Raw genomic sequence first — 16127 nt, 5'->3', positions numbered from 1 at the left:
CAAAAGCTCAAAAGCTCAAAAGCTCAAAAGCTCAAAAGCTCAAAAGCTCAAAAGCATCCCGGTCGACCAACCGATTTGCTCTTGAGACTGACACTGATTCGAGGCATTCCCTTAACCCGCGCCGCGCCCAATTCCCGTGGCGAGGGAGCTTGCTCCCGCTGGGGCGCGCAGCGGCCCTAGAACCCGGCGACGCGGTGGGTCAGGTTGATTGAGTGAGCTTGAGAGGGGCTGCTGCGCAGCCCAGCGGGAGCAAGCTCCCTCGCCACACAAGCAGCTTTGACGAAAAGCTCCTGTGTGCGAGCTTGCTCGCGATAGCGGTATCTCAGTCAACATCTAATGCAGGCTGAACCACCACCATCGTGAGCAAGCTCGCTCCCACAAGGGTGTGGCGGTGGGCTGCTTTGCGCGTTCGGCGCAATGGCCGCAAATCTGCGACAATCGCCCCCCTGCACAAACCGAAGACCCTTGCGTACCTGATGACTGACCAAGCCCCCGCTATCGACAAGCTGCTGAAAAACCTCGACCACGCCATGCTCGCCGACCGTCACCGGTTGCGGCGTCAGTTGCTCGAGCTGCGCAAGAAACCCGACGAGGCCAAGCTGGCCCAGTGGGTGGCGCGCATGCAGGCGTCGTGCGACCAGGTGCTGGCGCGCAAGGCCAGCCTGCCAGTGATCCGCTATGACGACAATTTGCCGATCGCCGCCAAGCGCGACGAAATCAAGGAAGCGTTGCTCAAGCATCAGGTGCTGATCATCGCCGGCGAAACCGGCTCGGGCAAAACCACGCAGTTGCCGAAGATCTGCCTGGAAATCGGTCGCGGCCAGCATGGTCTGATCGGCCACACCCAGCCGCGCCGGATCGCCGCTCGCAGCGTGGCGAGCCGGGTGGCCGAGGAACTGGCTACGCCGTTGGGGGCGCTGGTGGGTTATCAGGTGCGGTTCGAGGACCAGAGCGACGCCAACACCCTGATCAAGCTGATGACCGACGGCATCCTGCTGGCCGAGACCCAGAACGACCGCTACCTCGAGCGCTACGACACGATCATCGTCGACGAAGCCCACGAACGCAGCCTGAACATCGACTTCCTGCTGGGCTACCTCAAGACCCTGCTGCCACGCCGTCCGGACCTGAAAGTCATCATCACCTCGGCGACCATCGACCTGGAGCGCTTCTCCAAGCATTTCGATGATGCGCCGATCGTGGAAGTCTCGGGCCGCACCTTCCCGGTGGAAACCTGGTATCGCCCGCTGACCCTGGAGCAGGACGAGGAAGGCAACCGGGTCGAGGATGACTTGACTGTCGACCAGGCGATCCTCGCCACCCTTGATGAAATCGCCGCCTACGAGCGCAGCGAGCGCCGCAGCCCTGGGGACGTGCTGGTGTTCCTGCCGGGCGAGCGGGAGATTCGCGACGCCGCGGAGATGCTGCGCAAGGCCCAGCTCAAGCACACCGAGATCCTGCCGCTGTATGCGCGACTGTCGCCGGCCGAACAGCAGCGGATCTTCCAGTCCCACCCGGGCCGTCGCGTGGTGCTGGCGACCAACGTCGCCGAGACCTCGCTGACCGTGCCGGGCATCCGCTACGTGATCGACAGCGGCACCGCGCGCATCAGCCGCTACAGCTATCGGGCCAAGGTCCAGCGCCTGCCCATCGAAGCCATTTCCCAGGCCAGTGCCAACCAGCGCAAGGGACGCTGTGGGCGGGTCGAGCCGGGCATCTGCGTGAGGCTGTACAGCGAAGAAGATTTTCTTGGACGGCCGGAGTTCACTGACCCGGAAATCCTGCGCACCAACCTGGCGGCGGTGATCCTGCAGATGCTGCACCTGCGCCTCGGCGAGATCACTGATTTCCCGTTCATCGAGCCGCCGGATGGCAAGGCCATCAGTGACGGTTTCAACCTGCTGCAGGAATTGTCGGCGGTGGACCGCAACAGCCAATTGACCCCGCTCGGTCGCCAGTTGGCGCGCCTGCCGGTGGACCCGCGCATGGGCCGCATGCTGTTGGAAGCGGCGAAGCTGGGCAGTTTGCAGGAAGTGTTAATCGTCGCCAGTGCCATGTCGATCCAGGATCCGCGCGAGCGTCCGCCGGAGCGCCAACAGGCGGCGGACCAGGCCCACGCCCAGTGGAAGGACGCGGATTCGGACTTCGCCGGGCTGGTCAACCTGTGGCGCGGTTTCGAAGAGCAGCGCCAGGCCCTGACCGCCAGCCCGCTGCGCAATTGGTGCCGCAAGAACTTCCTCAACTACCTGCGCCTGCGCGAGTGGCGCGATTCCCATCGTCAGTTGAGCCTGATCTGCCGCGACATGCAGTTGAGCCTCAATAAAGAACCGGCCGATTACCCGAAACTGCACAAAGCGGTGCTTTCGGGCCTGTTGAGCCAGATCGGCCAGAAAACCGAAGAGGGCGACTACCTCGGCGCCCGCCAGCGGCGGTTCTGGGTCCATCCGTCTTCGGGCCTGGGCAAGAAGCGTCCGCAATGGCTGATGACCGCCGAACTGGTGGAAACCACCAAGCTGTATGCGCGCATGGTTGCCAAGATCGAACCGGACTGGATCGAGCCGCTGGCCGGGCACCTGATCAAGAAAAACCACTTCGAACCCCATTGGGAGAAGAAGCGCGGACAGGTGGTGGCCTATGAGCAAATCACCCTGTTCGGGCTCATCGTCGTTGGTCGACGGCCAGTGCATTACGGGCCGGTGGACCCGGTGGTGTCACGGGAGCTGTTCATCCGCGAGGCGCTGGTGCGCGGCGAGATCCAGTCCAAAGCCAAGTGCCTGAGTGCCAATACCCGGTTGCTGGAGCAACTCGACGAGCTGGAAGCCAAGGCCCGTCGCCGCGACATCCTGGCGGACGAGGAAACCCTGTTTGCCTTCTACGACGCGCGCTTGCCGGCCGAGATCCACCAGACCGCGACGTTCGACAGCTGGTACCGGATCAACAGCCAGAAAGACCCGCAACTGCTGATCATGCGCGAAGAAGACGTGTTGGCCCGCGAAGCCAGCGAAGTCACCGCCGCGCATTACCCCGACACCTTGCGCGTCGGCGACCTGACCTTGCCGCTGAGCTATCACTTCGAGCCCAACCACCCACGCGACGGCGTGACATTGCGAGTGCCGGCGCCACTGCTGCCGATGCTACCGCCGGAGCGCCTGGAGTGGCTGGTGCCAGGGGTGATCGAAGCCAAGTGCATCGCCCTGGTGCGCAACCTGCCCAAGGCCTTGCGCAAGAACTTCGTGCCGGTGCCCGACTTCGTCAAGGCGGCGCTGCAACGCATCACCTTCGCCGAAGGTTCGTTGCCGCAAGCCCTGGGCCGTGAGTTGTTGCGCATGACCGGCGCGCGGGTCAGCGACGAAGCCTGGGCGGAAGCCGCGCAGCAGGTGGAAAGCCATCTGCGCATGAACCTGGAAATCGTCGACGGCCAGGGCAAGTTCCTCGGTGAGGGCCGGGACTTGGCCGAGCTGACGGCGCGCTTTGCCGAGGCCAGCCAGGCCGCCTTGGCCGTACCGCAAACGGCGAAAAGCCAGGCGCCGGTGGAGGCGAAAATCTTCGCGCCGGTGGCCGAGAAAACCCAGCAGAAGATCGCCGGGCTGTCGATGACGGTCTATCCGGCGCTGGTGGAAGAGGGCGGCGTGGTCAAGGAAGGCCGCTTCCCGACCCCGGCCGAAGCCGAGTTCCAGCATCGCCGCGCCTTGCAACGCTTGCTCATGCAGCAATTGGCCGAATCGGCCAAGTTCCTGCGTGGCAAGCTACCGGGGCTGACGGAGCTGGGCCTGCTGTACCGCGACTTGGGCCGCATCGACGGCCTGGTGGAAGACATCCTGCTCGCCAGCCTCGACAGTTGTGTGCTCGAAGGCGAAGCGAGCCTGCCCCGCGACGGTGCCGCACTGGCCTCCCTGGCCGAGCGCAAGCGCGGCGGCTGGACCGAGCATGCCGAACGTCTGGCGAAACTGACCCTGGACATCCTCAAGCTCTGGCATGGCCTGCAAAAACGCTTCAAGGGCAAGATCGACCTGGCCCAGGCCGTGGCGCTGAACGATATCAAGCAGCAACTCAGCCACCTGGTGTACCCGGGGTTCGTGCGCGAAACCCCACATCAGTGGCTCAAGGAGCTGCCGCGCTACCTCAAGGCCATCGAGCAACGCTTCGAGAAGCTCGGTAGCCAGGTGCAGAAAGACCGGGTCTGGAGCGGCGAGCTGTCGAACCTCTGGGCCCAATACCAGGCCCGCGCCAGCAAACACGCCCAGGAAGGCAAGCGCGATCCGCAACTGGAACTGTACCGCTGGTGGCTGGAGGAATACCGGGTGTCGCTGTTCGCCCAGCAACTGGGGACCAAGGTGCCGATTTCCGACAAGCGCCTGGGCAAGCAGTGGAGCCTGGTGGAGGGCTGATCGCAGAATCACGGGCAGGCCCGTAACCCACAGGTTTTATGTAGTAAGTGAGGGAGAATGGGCCAAACGCCAGCGTTTATGGCAAACTTCGCGGCTATAAATGCCGGTCCCGTGGTTTTGAGCTTCAATGCCTCGGGCGGATCGGAATAAAGCGATGCCAGGGCTGCTTCCCCGGATGGGAAAAGTCCCTTTGTGTATTGGTACGTCGGTGCCAATGCTTTCTGCCTGAACAGATCAGAGACACGACCATGCATAACGTCGTCATCAGCGGCACCGGCCTGTACACCCCGGCCAACAGCATCTCCAATGAAGAGCTGGTGCAATCTTTCAATACCTATGTCGCGCAATTCAACGCCGACAACGCCGATGCCATCGCGCGCGGTGAAGTCGAGGCGTTGACCGAATCCAACGCCGCGTTCATCGAAAAGGCCTCCGGCATCAAGAGCCGCTTTGTCATGGACAAGGAGGGCATTCTTGATCCGCAACGCATGACCCCACGGTTGCCCGAGCGCTCCAACGACGAGTGGTCGGTGCTCTGCGAGATGGCCATCGGCGCTGCGAAACAGGCCCTGGAGCGCGCCGGCCGCACGGTCGCCGACATCGACGGGGTCATCGTCGCCTGTTCCAACCTGCAGCGTGCCTACCCGGCCATCGCCATCGAAGTCCAGGAAGCCCTGGGCATCGAAGGTTTCGGTTTCGACATGAACGTGGCTTGTTCCTCAGCCACTTTCGGCATCCAGGCAGCAGCCAACAGCGTGCAACTGGGCCAGGCCCGGGCAATCCTGATGGTCAACCCGGAAGTGTGCACCGGCCACCTGAACTTCCGTGATCGCGACAGCCACTTCATCTTCGGCGACGCGGCCACCGCCGTGATCATCGAGCGGGCGGACCTGGCGACCTCGCCGTACCAGTTCGACGTGGTCAGCACCAAGCTGTTGACCAAGTTCTCCAACAACATTCGCAACAACTTCGGCTTCCTCAACCGCGCCGCCGAAGAAGGCATCGGTAGCCGTGACAAGCTGTTTGTCCAGGAAGGCCGCAAGGTGTTCCGCGACGTCTGCCCGATGGTGGCCGAGCTGATCGGTGCCCACCTGGAAGAAAACCAGCTGAACGTCGGCGAGGTGAAGCGCTTCTGGCTGCACCAGGCCAACCTGAGCATGAACCACCTGATCGTGCGCAAACTGCTGGGGCGCGAAGCCACCGAAGAGGAAGCGCCAGTGATCCTCGACCGCTACGCCAACACCAGTTCGGCGGGCTCGGTGATTGCTTTTCACAAATACCAGGATGACTTGCCCAGCGGTTCGGTCGCCGTGCTCAGCTCGTTCGGCGCTGGGTATTCGATTGGCAGTGTGATTTTGCGTAAGCATTGATGACTGGCAATGGGATGTATTGTGGCGAGGGGATTTATCCCCGCTGGGCTGCGTAGCAGCCCCAAAGCAGGCAATGAATACATCCTGGTGCACCGCAATGGCAGATATTAGGGTCGCTTCGCAACCCAGCGGGGATAAATCCCCTCGCCACAGAAAAATCATCAGTCTTCCAGGCAATGGGGCGTTGAATGACGGTCACCGATGACACCCTTCTGCTCCAACGCCTCCTGGCCGGTGAGCAGCAGGCCTATAAGGAGCTGGTCAGCGCCTACCAGAGCCCGATGCGCGCCGTGGCCTATGCCATCGTCGGCAGCCGCCATGTCGATGAGGTGGTGCAGGACGCGTGGCTGTCGGTGGTGCGTAATCTCAGTGGTTTCCAGGGACGTTCCAGCCTCAAGACCTGGCTGCTGACCATCACCGCCAACGCTGCCAAAGGGCGCTACAAACAGAACCGTCGGGAGGTGTTGCTCGACGATCTGCCGTCACCCCATGGCACCCTCGGCGATGATCGTTTCGCCGCCGACGGTCATTGGCTGTTGGCGCCGTTCGCCTGGCACCAGGACACGCCTGAGGCGCTGCTCACGATGGCGGAATTACGCGATTGCCTGGAGCACACGTTGCTCAGCCTGTCGGAACTGCAAGGCAGCGTGCTGAACCTGCGGGAACGCCAGGGACTGGAGCTGGAAGAAATCTGTAATCTTCTGGATATTTCGCTCTCCAATGTGCGAGTGCTGTTGCATCGCGCCCGGCTGAAAGTCTTCGCGACCGTTGAACATTTCGAGGAAACCGGCGAATGCTGACCTGCAAGGAACAAGTGGCGCGCTCCAGCGATTATCTCGACGGCCAGTTAAGTTTTCGTGAACGCCTGATGGTGCGTCATCACCTGATGTTCTGCCCCAACTGCCGGCGTTTTATCCGCCAGATGCGGCTAATGCAGGCGACCCTCAAAAAGCTTCCTGAAGCCCCCATTCCCGACCTGGATCACCTCGCCGAAAAACTCGCGGCTGAACGTAAACGTCACCACCCCTAGTTCCGTATGCACCTGCGACTGCTCTAACTTGCCGCTTGCAGCTCACTCCTTGCAGCTGCTTCTCAGTTATTCCCTTTCGAAGTAAAAAGTTCCGCTGTCATAAAATCTTTATGTGATAGCAACTCGCCTGACACAACCCGTCGCCAAGATCCCCTCCCAACACCAGCGGGCCCAGTTCCGCGTGTTTTCTAACGCATAGACTACCAACAGGGGAATTCTTCGATGATCCGCAAGCACTTCGCAGGTGTTGCCGCCAGCGCACTGGCAATGGCAGTAACCGCCCAGGCTTTCGCCGGCACCGTCACCACCGACGGCGCCGATATCGTGGTCAAAACCAAGGGCGGCCTTGAGGTCGCTACCACTGACAAAGAGTTCAGCTTCAAGCTCGGTGGTCGTCTGCAGGCTGACTACAGCCAGTTCGATGGTATCTACACCGACAACGGCAACTCGGCCGATGCCGCTTACATCCGCCGCGCGTTCCTGGAACTGTCCGGCGTGCTGTACACGGATTGGGCCTACACCATCAACTACGACATGTCCCACAACAGTGGCGACTCCGATAACGGCTACTTCGACGAAGCGTCCCTGGCCTACAACGGCTTCAAGCCGGTTTCGATCAAGGTGGGTCGCTTCGACCCCGACTTCGGCCTGGAAAAAGCCACCAGCTCCAAGTGGGTCACTGCACCTGAGCGTAACGCCGCTTACGACCTGATCGACTGGACGAACAGCCATCAGAACGGCCTGGGCCTGCAAGCCTCCAGCACCTTCGCCGATTCGTTCTATGCCTCGGCCGGTGTATTCAGCAAAGACACCGACGACACCGACGGCGACAGCGTCAAGCAAGTCAACGGTCGCTTCGTATTCGCGCCAATGCACGATGCTGGCAACGTGCTGCACTTCGGTGTGAACGTGGCTTCGCGCGACGTCTCCGACACCGTCTTCGATGCGCGTTATCGCTCCCGCCTGGGCATGCGTGGCGTTGAAACCCTGGGTGGCAACGACGCCGGCCCTAACGGCAACCGTCCGGTACTGGGCGGCGCGAACAACTCGCCAGCCGGTTCGTACGACCGCGACACCGCCTTCGGCCTGGAAGCCGCTTTCGCCATGGGGCCTGCGTCGATCCAGGGCGAATACATCACTCGCAAGACCAAGGCTGATGCCGATGGTTTCGAAGACATCAAAGGCCATGGCTTCTACGTACAGGGCGCGTACACCCTCACCGGCGAGTCCCGTGGTTATAAAGTCGGCAAGTTTGACGCGATCAAACCTCAGAACAAATCCATCGGTGCCTGGGAAGTGTTCTATCGTTTCGACAGCCTGACCGTCGAAGACGACAACATCACCACTGCCTCGGCGACCCGCGACGTGGGCGATGCCGAAGCCAAGGTGCACAACCTGGGCGTGAACTGGTACGCCAACGAAGCGGTGAAAATTTCCGCTGCCTACATCAAGGCCAAGACCGACAAAGTGACCAACGCCAATGGCGACGACGATGGCGACGGTTTTGTGATGCGTGCTCAGTACGTGTTCTAAACCGCACTTTGATATACCGCTCTGACTTCATCCGTTAAAGCGCTCCTTTGAACCCCGCCTCTGGCGGGGTTTTTTTTTGAGCCGCGTTTGGGTAAGCGCTGTATGGGTAGCCACCTGTCAACCCTGACAGTTTCGCCGTATCCGGAAAGCGTGCTTACTTCTTCAGGCCACCATAGCTCACCTGGAGAGTCAACCATGGCGGATTCAGATCTTGGGTCCAATCACCCCATTACCAACTTCGCTGCCTCGCCCTATGAACCGACCACCCGCTTTCACTATGACGCACTCGATAGCTTGATCGGGCGCACTACGTCCGAGGGCAAAGAGCATCGGTTCTACCGAAACGATGAGCTGGCGAGCGAAGTCAGCGGGACTGTCAGCACAACCTTCGTGCGTGCAGAGGGCGTGGTGCTCGCCGAGTGCCAAACCGGTGGTGATGCCAGTCCCATATTGCTGATGGGCGATGATAAGAACAGCGTGATGGGTGAAGTTACTCGGCAGGGACTCACGAGTATTGCGTATTCACCCTATGGCCATCGGGTTGAAGGCAGCTCGGCGAGTAGTCATTTGGGTTACAACGGCGAGCGGCGCGAAAGGCAGACCGGCTGGTATTTGCTGGGCAAGGGCTACCGTGTCTTCAATCCTCAGTTGATGAGGTTTCACAGCCCGGATAACTTGAGTCCCTTCGGTAGGGGGGGATTGAATGCGTACATGTATTGTGTGGGGGATCCAATTAATAATGTAGACCCGACGGGGCATGGTTTTATAGGAGCTGTATCGCGTTTTTTTAGAAAGCCAGCAGCGTTTTCTGTGGGCGAAACTACATCCGGGATTTTTACCTTGACTAAGCACAGAGTCAAGCCTCCGAGTTTAAGAGTTATTGGGTCTGAAGATGTTTTGAATGCCCAAAAAAACGTGGCTTATTTTGACGTGATGGTTAGAAAATATGAGGCTAAATTTATTGAAATTAGTGATCTGGAAGTCAGTCCGGAGATTGTGAGTAACATGATCAGTGAGCAAGATTTTTTTCGCGGAAAAACAATATCTGCATTGAAGAATTATGAATTCGCTCTACGCCACAAAGGTGAGGTTGGAATTACGCGGCGTGGGGCAAAAAAACTCGAGGCGCTCGCAGAAGTGTACGATAAGATGATGAAAAACATACCAGGGCAGGAGCGCGCTGAACATTTAGCCAGTGTGGAAGATAGAGTCAGAACAGCGGCGGAAATGAAGAATATTCGCGAATAAGTAAAGGGGGCGACCTCTAATAACTGATTTTTTCGAACTGCAAGATGTCGAGTAGTACCGCCAATATCCTATTTCGGATCACTCATCACCCAAGCCCGTAAAAAAGTATCCTGCTTCTCGTTCCTACCGTCCGGATCGGCGATACTCGCTCCATCCATTGTCTGGATATCGAGGAACCGCATGCCGCTTCACGTCTTGGACAGCCTGTCCGCCATTGCGCCGCAAGAATGGGACGCCCTGGTACCCGCCAACCAACCATTCCTGCGTCACGCCTTCCTGAGCACCCTGGAAGACAGTGCCAGCCTCGGCCCGCAATCTGGTTGGCAGCCTGAGCATTTGCTGCACATCGAAGGCGGTCGTCTGCTGGCGGCCTTGCCCAGTTACCGCAAGTGGCATTCCTACGGTGAATACGTATTCGACCATGCCTGGGCCGATGCCTGCGCCCGGGCCGGGATCGAGTATTACCCCAAGCTGCTGACAGGGGTGCCGTTCAGTCCGGTCAGCGGTCCGCGATTGTTGGCGGCCCGCGTGGAGGACGGTCTGGAATTGTTGGGCAGCCTGCCGGGTTATCTTGAGATCGAAGGGCTTTCCAGCGCCCACATCAACTTCACCGATGCCTTCACCGACGCGGCGCTGGCCGGGCAGGAGGGTTGGCTGCAGCGGATTGGCTGCCAGTACCACTGGCAAAATCGTGGTTATCGGGACTTCCAGGATTTTCTCGATGCCCTCAGTTCGCGCAAGCGCAAGCAGATGCGCAAGGAGCGTGAACAGGTGGCGGGGCAGGGCATCGAGTTCGAATGGCTCGAAGGCCAGCAACTGGACGAGGCCCAGTGGGACTTTGTCTACGCCTGTTACGCCAACACCTACGCGGTGCGGCGGCAGGCGCCGTACCTGACCCGGGCGTTCTTCAGCCTGCTGGCCGAGCGCATGCCTGAGGCCATTCGCGTGGTCTTGGCCAAGCAAGGTTCACGGCCGGTGGCGATGGCGTTCAGCCTGGTGGGCGGCGACAGTTTCTACGGGCGTTACTGGGGCTGCCTGGCGGAATTTGATCGCCTGCATTTCGAGACCTGTTTCTATCAGGGCATGGACTACGCGATTGCCCATGGCTTGCAGCGTTTCGATGCCGGGGCCCAGGGCGAGCACAAATTGATTCGGGGGTTCGAACCGGTGATTACCCGTTCGTGGCATTACTTGCGGCATCCGGGGTTGAAAGCGGCCGTGGCGGATTTCCTCGTGCGCGAGCAAGAGGGGGTGCTGGCCTATGCCGAAGAGGCGAAAACAGCACTGCCTTATCGGCAGTGCTGATTTTTCGCGGGTGTGACTCAGCTGTCTTCGTTGCCCAGCCAGCGGTAAGAGACACCACCAATGACAGCACCCAGCAGCGGTGCTACCCAGAACAGCCACAGTTGCTCGATGGCCCAGCCGCCGACGATCAGCGCCGGACCGGTACTGCGGGCCGGGTTGACGGACGTGTTGGTGACTGGAATCGAGATCAGGTGAATGAGCGTCAGGGCCAGGCCGATGGCAATCGGTGCCAGCCCGGCCGGGGCACGTTTATCGGTGGCGCCGAGGATGATCAGGATGAACATTGCCGTCATGATCAGCTCGGTCACAAAACCGGCCGCCAACGAATACCCACCGGGTGAATGCTCGCCGTAACCGTTCGACGCCAGGCCGGACGCGGTCAGGTCAAAGCCTTCCTTGCCGCTGGCGATGAAGTAGATCAGCGCCGCGGCCAGCACACCACCGATGACCTGGGCGATGATGTAGGCCGGCAATTCCCTGGCCGGAAACCGCCCGCCCACGTACAAACCCACCGACACAGCCGGGTTCAGGTGGCAGCCGGAGATATGACCGATGGCGAACGCCATGGTCAACACCGTCAGGCCGAATGCCAGGGCAACCCCCAGCACGCCAATCCCGGAGGCAGCCAATACCGCGCTGCCGCAGCCGCCCAACACCAGCCAGAACGTACCCAACAACTCAGTCGTTGAACGTTTGAGTAAAGACATAAGCATCCTTGAAAAAACAGTCGTGATAATCGGTTATGCATCCTGCAGCATTACGACAGGCTCATCTCCAGAACCTGGGCTGAGTACAGCAGGGTTTATCGACAAATCCAGCGGCACAAAAAAACCGCCAGAGTCATGGACTGGGGCGGTTTTGGCCGTGGTCGGCGGGGAGTATGTCGTTGCTATATGGGCTAAATGGATTCTGGACAGATTTTTTCAGAAAGGCCTTGGGGCTGCACTGGCCCTACTGTTTAAGCAAAGACCCTGTGGCGAGGGAGCAAGCTCCCTCGCCACAGGGGTCAGTGGTGTCTGGTTGATTCAGTCGATCCCCACGAACCCACCCGTCTGGTGCTGCCACAACCGCGCATACAACCCACCATGGGCCAGCAGTTCGGCATGGCTGCCGGTTTCGGCGATGCGGCCGTTTTCCAGCACGACCAGGCGGTCCATGCGGGCGATGGTCGAGAGGCGGTGGGCGATGGCGATCACGGTCTTGCCTTGCATCAGGGTCTCGAGGCTTTCCTGGATCGCCGCTTCGACTTCCGAGTCCAGTGCTGACGTCGCTTCGTCCATGATCAGGATCGGCGCGTCCTTGAGCAGCACCCGGGCAATGGCGATGCGCTGGCGCTGGCCGCCGGACAGCTTCACGCCGCGCTCACCCACATGGGCGTCGAAACCGGTACGACCTTCGGCATCCGACAACAATGGAATGAACTCATCGGCCCGGGCCTTGCGCACGGCTTCCCAGAGTTGCGCATCGGTGGCGTCTGGCTTGCCGTAAAGCAGGTTGTCACGAATCGAGCGGTGCAGCAGCGAGGTGTCCTGGGTGATCATGCCGATGCGCTCGCGCAAGCTTTCCTGGCCGACCTCGGCGATGTCCTGGCCGTCGATGAGGATGCGCCCGCCTTGCACGTCATAAAGACGCAGCAGCAGGTTGACCAAGGTGGATTTACCCGCGCCGGACGGGCCGATCAGGCCGATTTTTTCCCCGGGCTTGATGGTCAGGTTGAGGTCGCCGATCACGCCGCTTTTCTTGCCATAGTGGAAATCCACGTGCTCGAAACGCACCTCGCCGCGAGCGACCGCCAGGGGCTTGGCCTGGTCGCGGTCGGTGACGCTGACTGGCTGGGCGATGGTCTGCAGGCCGTCCTGGACCATGCCGATGTTCTCGAAGATGCCGTTGACCACCCACATGATCCAACCGGACATGTTGACGATGCGGATCACCAGCCCGGTCGCCAGGGCAATGGCGCCCACGCTGATCAGCGACTGAGTCCAGAGCCACAGCGCCAGCCCGGTGGTGCCGACGATCAGCAGCCCGTTCATGCCGGTGATGACCACGTCCATGCTGGTCACCACGCGACCGGCCAACTGGGCTTTTTCGGTCTGCTCCTGGATGGCTTCGCGGGCGTACTGCTGCTCGAAGTTGGTGTGGGCGAACAGCTTGAGGGTGGTGATGTTGGTGTAGCCGTCGACGATCCGGCCCATGAGCTTGGAGCGGGCATCGGACGACACCACCGAGCGCTCCTTGACCCTTGGCACGAAGTAACAGAGTGCGCCAATGTAGGCGGCGATCCACATCAGCAGCGGGATCATCAGGCGCCAGTCGGCTTCGGCGAACAGCACCAGGGAACTGATGGCGTAGATCAGCACGTGCCACAGGGCGTCCACGGCTTGTACCGCCGAGTCGCGCAGGGAGTTGCCGGTCTGCATGATGCGCTGGGCTATGCGCCCGGCGAAATCGTTCTGGAAGAAATTCAGGCTCTGCTTGAGCACGTAGCTGTGGTTCTGCCAGCGGATCAGGCTGGTCATGCCGGGACTCAGGGTCTGGTGCACCAGCAGGTCATGCAGGGCCACGAAGATCGGCCGAAAGACCAGCGCCACCACCGCCATCCAGGCCAGTTCCAGGCCATGGACCTTGAAGAAGTCCACATTCGGAGTGCCCTGGGTCAGGTCGATGATGCGGCTCAGGTAGCTGAACAGTGCCACTTCGATCAGCGCGCCGATCAGGCCCACCACCAGCAGCACGACGAAGCTGGGCCAGACCTGTTTCAGGTAATAGGTGTAGAAGGGCAGGACGCGGTTCGGCGGGGCCGAGCTCGGGGCGTCGCGGAAGATATCGATCAGTGTTTCGAAACGGCGAAAAACCATCTGTAAATGCCCTGGCAGGGGCTCTCCTTTTTGCTAATGGGCGGTGCGGGATGACCCGCGCCGCCCAGGCTTGCCGTGTGCCGCTTCAGTCGATGCGCTTGGCCGACTTGATGAGCACAGGGTCGATCGGCACGTTTTGCATGCCTTGTTTGGTCGTGGTCTGGGAGTTGACGATGATGTCCACCACGTCCATGCCCTTGACCACCTTGGCGAACACTGCGTAACCGGCGTCACGGCCCGGATCGAGGAAGGCGTTGTCGGCCACGTTGATGAAGAACTGGCTGGTGGCCGAGTCCGGGTTGGATGTGCGGGCCATCGACAAGGTGCCACGAACGTTGTGCAGGCCATTGCTGGCTTCGTTCTTGATTGGGGCCTTGGTGTCTTTTTGTTGCATGGTTTGAGTGAACCCACCGCCCTGGGCCATGAAGCCCGGGATCACTCGGTGGAAAATCGTATTGGTGTAGAAGCCACTGTCCACGTACTCAAGGAAGTTCTTGGTGCTGATGGGGGCCTTGACCGGGTCCAGTTCGATTTCGATCTGGCCGTTGGTGGTTTCCAGCAATACATGGGGTGCCTTGGCGGGAGTCGCAGCCATCAGGTTGGCGGCAAACAATACGGTGCCGGCGGCAAGGGCGATTTTTTTCAGCATGGGGTCAGTGATCCTGAGTGGTGGAATCGGTTGCGGTCAAAAAGTCGAGCAGGGTTTGGTTGAAGCGTTCGGGTTGATCCAGCGGGGTGGCGTGCCGCGAATCGGCGATGACCACCAGCCGTGCATCGGGCAGTAGCCTGACGTAGGCTTCTTTCAGTGCCACCGGGGTGTAGTCATGGTCGGCGCAAATGACCAGGGTTGGACAGGCGACCTGCGACAGTCGTTCCTGCACGCCCCATCCCACGATCGCATCGAAGCTGGCGAGATAAGCACGTTTGTCGTTTTTTGCCCAGCGCCGAGCCATTTCCAGGCGTAACTCGGTTTGTTCGGGCTTGGGGAATAACTTGGCGCCGAGGGCCTTGCCGATGGTCTCCAGGCTGAGGATGCGCATCAGGCTCCAGCGCTTGAACCATTGCCAGCAGTCATCGGGCGTGCGGACTTTGACTTCGGGAGCACTGTTGACGATGCACAGGCTCCTGACCAGGTTGGGTTGGTCCACAGCCAGCTGAAAGCAGATCATGCCGCCCATGGACCAACCCACCAGATGCACCGGGCCGAGGTCCAAGTGTTCGACCAGGGCGACCAGGTCGGCGCTGAACCCTTCGATGCTGTAGCGCTCGCGCGGCTTGTCGGAGCGACCGTGACCGCGCACATCCACCACGATCAGGTGGTAGCGGGCGGACAGCACCGGGATCTGCTTTTCCCAGTCGCGGGTGCTCGAGCCCAGGCCGTGGACCATCAGCAAGGGCGTACCGTGGCCGTATTCCTCATAGTGCAGGTTGCAACCTTCATGTTCAAAATAGGCCATCGGCGAAGTCCTTGTCAGGCTTGTTCAGGGGCGGCGAACGGCGCATCCAGCGGCGCGGTGTCGAAGGTGCGCAGCAATTCGATCAGGATCTGCGTGGCCGGGCCCAGGGGTTTTTCCTTGTTTGAGAAAAGATAGAAGGTCGAGTTGCGGCTGCCTCCCTGTTCCAAGGGTAGACGCTTGAGCACGCCTTCCTTGAGTTCCCGTTCGATCATGTGCCGGGGCAGCCAGGCGAAACCCAGGCCGCTGCCGACGAAACTCGCGGCGGTGGCCAGGCTGCCCACGGTCCAGCGCTGCTCGGCGCCGAGCCAGCCGACGTCGCGGGGCTGTTGGCGGCCGGAGTCGCGGATGACCACTTGCAACTGGCTTTCCAGGTCCTGGAAGTTCAGTTCGCGGTTGAGGCGGTGCAGGGCATGCTCGGGATGGGCCACCGCGATGAACTCTACGTCGCTCAACTCCGCCCCCAGGTAACCGGGAATGCTGAAGCCGCTGATGGCCAGGTCGGCCACGCCTTCGAGCAGCACTTCTTCGACACCCGACAACACTTCTTCGCGCAGCCGCACCCGGCAGCCACGGCTTTGTGGCATGAACGCCGTCAAGGCGCGAACGAGGCGGGCGTTGGGGTAGGCCGCGTCGACCACCAGGCGCACTTCCGCTTCCCAGCCTTGCTCCATGTGGTGGGCCAGGTCTTCCAGTTGGCTGGCCTGTTTCACCAGTTGCCGGGAACGGCGCAGCAGTACGCCGCCGGCTTCGGTCAGCACGGCCTTGCGCCCATCGATGCGCAGCAACGGTACGCCGAGCTGATCCTGCATGCGGGCCACGGTGTAGCTCACTGACGACTGGGAGCGATGCAGCACTTCAGCGGCCTGGGCGAAGCCGCCGTGGTCGACCACGGCCTGCAAGGTGCGCCATTGATCAAGGGTTACGCGGGGCGCTTTCAT

At 60.8% G+C, this 16127-nt stretch carries 13 protein-coding genes; 8 read left to right on the top strand and 5 right to left on the bottom strand.

Annotated features, from left to right (window positions below):
• The 8 genes from BLU76_RS31720 to BLU76_RS24980 all read left to right on the top strand — a co-directional run.
• Positions 1-180, top strand: a 180-nt coding sequence (locus tag BLU76_RS31720; RefSeq protein WP_218190252.1) for a hypothetical protein, incomplete at its 5' end; no start/stop codon positions are given.
• Between the two features lie 296 nt (positions 181-476).
• Positions 477-4388 (top strand): ATP-dependent RNA helicase HrpA, encoded by a 3912-nt coding sequence (hrpA, locus tag BLU76_RS25010; RefSeq protein WP_092224849.1) that lies wholly within the window; start codon positions 477-479, stop codon positions 4386-4388.
• A gap of 248 nt (positions 4389-4636) precedes the next feature.
• A complete protein-coding gene (locus BLU76_RS25005; RefSeq protein ID WP_063322480.1) occupies positions 4637-5758 on the top strand; it encodes a beta-ketoacyl-ACP synthase III in 1122 nt (373 codons plus the stop codon).
• Positions 5759-5946: 188 nt separating this feature from the next.
• Positions 5947-6558 carry an RNA polymerase sigma factor gene (locus BLU76_RS25000; RefSeq protein ID WP_072341392.1) on the top strand — a complete coding sequence of 204 codons (612 nt, stop codon included), beginning with the start codon at positions 5947-5949 and terminating at the stop codon, positions 6556-6558.
• Positions 6552-6788, top strand: a complete 237-nt coding sequence (locus BLU76_RS24995) for an anti-sigma factor family protein (RefSeq protein ID WP_063322478.1) — start codon at positions 6552-6554, stop codon at positions 6786-6788. The genes BLU76_RS25000 and BLU76_RS24995 overlap by 7 nt, the downstream gene beginning before the upstream one ends.
• 222 nt (positions 6789-7010) lie before the next feature.
• Positions 7011-8321, top strand: coding sequence for an OprO/OprP family phosphate-selective porin (locus BLU76_RS24990; RefSeq protein WP_063322477.1), 1311 nt, complete (start codon positions 7011-7013; stop codon positions 8319-8321).
• Positions 8322-8516: 195 nt separating this feature from the next.
• Positions 8517-9569: an RHS repeat-associated core domain-containing protein gene (locus BLU76_RS24985; RefSeq protein WP_256572704.1), complete on the top strand. Its 1053-nt coding sequence runs from the start codon at positions 8517-8519 to the stop codon at positions 9567-9569.
• A 180-nt stretch (positions 9570-9749) separates the two neighbouring features.
• Entirely contained in the window at positions 9750-10874 is a 1125-nt protein-coding gene (locus tag BLU76_RS24980) for a GNAT family N-acetyltransferase (RefSeq protein ID WP_092224845.1), read from the top strand.
• 17 nt (positions 10875-10891) lie between these two features.
• Here BLU76_RS24980 and aqpZ read toward each other — a convergent pair whose 3' ends face one another.
• The 5 genes from aqpZ to BLU76_RS24955 form a co-directional block, all read right to left on the bottom strand.
• Positions 10892-11581, bottom strand: coding sequence for an aquaporin Z (aqpZ, locus tag BLU76_RS24975; protein ID WP_063322473.1), 690 nt, complete (start codon positions 11579-11581; stop codon positions 10892-10894).
• A 318-nt stretch (positions 11582-11899) separates the two neighbouring features.
• A complete protein-coding gene (locus BLU76_RS24970) occupies positions 11900-13732 on the bottom strand; it encodes an ABC transporter ATP-binding protein (RefSeq protein ID WP_092224843.1) in 1833 nt (610 codons plus the stop codon).
• An 85-nt stretch (positions 13733-13817) separates the two neighbouring features.
• Positions 13818-14381 carry a peptidylprolyl isomerase gene (locus BLU76_RS24965; protein WP_092150838.1) on the bottom strand — a complete coding sequence of 188 codons (564 nt, stop codon included), beginning with the start codon at positions 14379-14381 and terminating at the stop codon, positions 13818-13820.
• 4 nt (positions 14382-14385) lie between these two features.
• On the bottom strand, positions 14386-15189 hold the full coding sequence (locus BLU76_RS24960; RefSeq protein ID WP_092224841.1) for an alpha/beta fold hydrolase: 804 nt from the start codon (positions 15187-15189) through the stop codon (positions 14386-14388).
• 14 nt (positions 15190-15203) lie between these two features.
• Complete coding sequence (locus BLU76_RS24955; RefSeq protein ID WP_060738713.1) at positions 15204-16127, bottom strand: PA3225 family LysR-type transcriptional regulator; 924 nt, start codon at positions 16125-16127, stop codon at positions 15204-15206.

Source organism: Pseudomonas sp. NFACC08-1, from assembly GCF_900106735.1.
Lineage (GTDB): Bacteria > Pseudomonadota > Gammaproteobacteria > Pseudomonadales > Pseudomonadaceae > Aquipseudomonas > Aquipseudomonas fluorescens_Q.
The sequence above is the reverse complement of the archived record's forward strand: the minus strand, read 5'-3'. Positions and strand labels throughout refer to the sequence as shown.

Excerpts from the sequence above, each read along its gene's own strand:
- hrpA (WP_092224849.1), top strand. The coding sequence starts at position 477 with ATGACTGACCAAGCCCCCGCTATCGACAAGCTGCTGAAAAACCTCGAC.
- BLU76_RS25005 (WP_063322480.1), top strand. The coding sequence starts at position 4,637 with ATGCATAACGTCGTCATCAGCGGCACCGGCCTGTACACCCCGGCCAAC.
- BLU76_RS25000 (WP_072341392.1), top strand. The coding sequence starts at position 5,947 with ATGACGGTCACCGATGACACCCTTCTGCTCCAACGCCTCCTGGCCGGT.
- BLU76_RS24995 (WP_063322478.1), top strand. The coding sequence starts at position 6,552 with ATGCTGACCTGCAAGGAACAAGTGGCGCGCTCCAGCGATTATCTCGAC.
- BLU76_RS24990 (WP_063322477.1), top strand. The coding sequence starts at position 7,011 with ATGATCCGCAAGCACTTCGCAGGTGTTGCCGCCAGCGCACTGGCAATG.
- BLU76_RS24985 (WP_256572704.1), top strand. The coding sequence starts at position 8,517 with ATGGCGGATTCAGATCTTGGGTCCAATCACCCCATTACCAACTTCGCT.
- BLU76_RS24980 (WP_092224845.1), top strand. The coding sequence starts at position 9,750 with ATGCCGCTTCACGTCTTGGACAGCCTGTCCGCCATTGCGCCGCAAGAA.
- aqpZ (WP_063322473.1), bottom strand. The coding sequence starts at position 11,581 with ATGTCTTTACTCAAACGTTCAACGACTGAGTTGTTGGGTACGTTCTGG.
- BLU76_RS24970 (WP_092224843.1), bottom strand. The coding sequence starts at position 13,732 with ATGGTTTTTCGCCGTTTCGAAACACTGATCGATATCTTCCGCGACGCC.
- BLU76_RS24965 (WP_092150838.1), bottom strand. The coding sequence starts at position 14,381 with ATGCTGAAAAAAATCGCCCTTGCCGCCGGCACCGTATTGTTTGCCGCC.
- BLU76_RS24960 (WP_092224841.1), bottom strand. The coding sequence starts at position 15,189 with ATGGCCTATTTTGAACATGAAGGTTGCAACCTGCACTATGAGGAATAC.
- BLU76_RS24955 (WP_060738713.1), bottom strand. The coding sequence starts at position 16,127 with ATGAAAGCGCCCCGCGTAACCCTTGATCAATGGCGCACCTTGCAGGCC.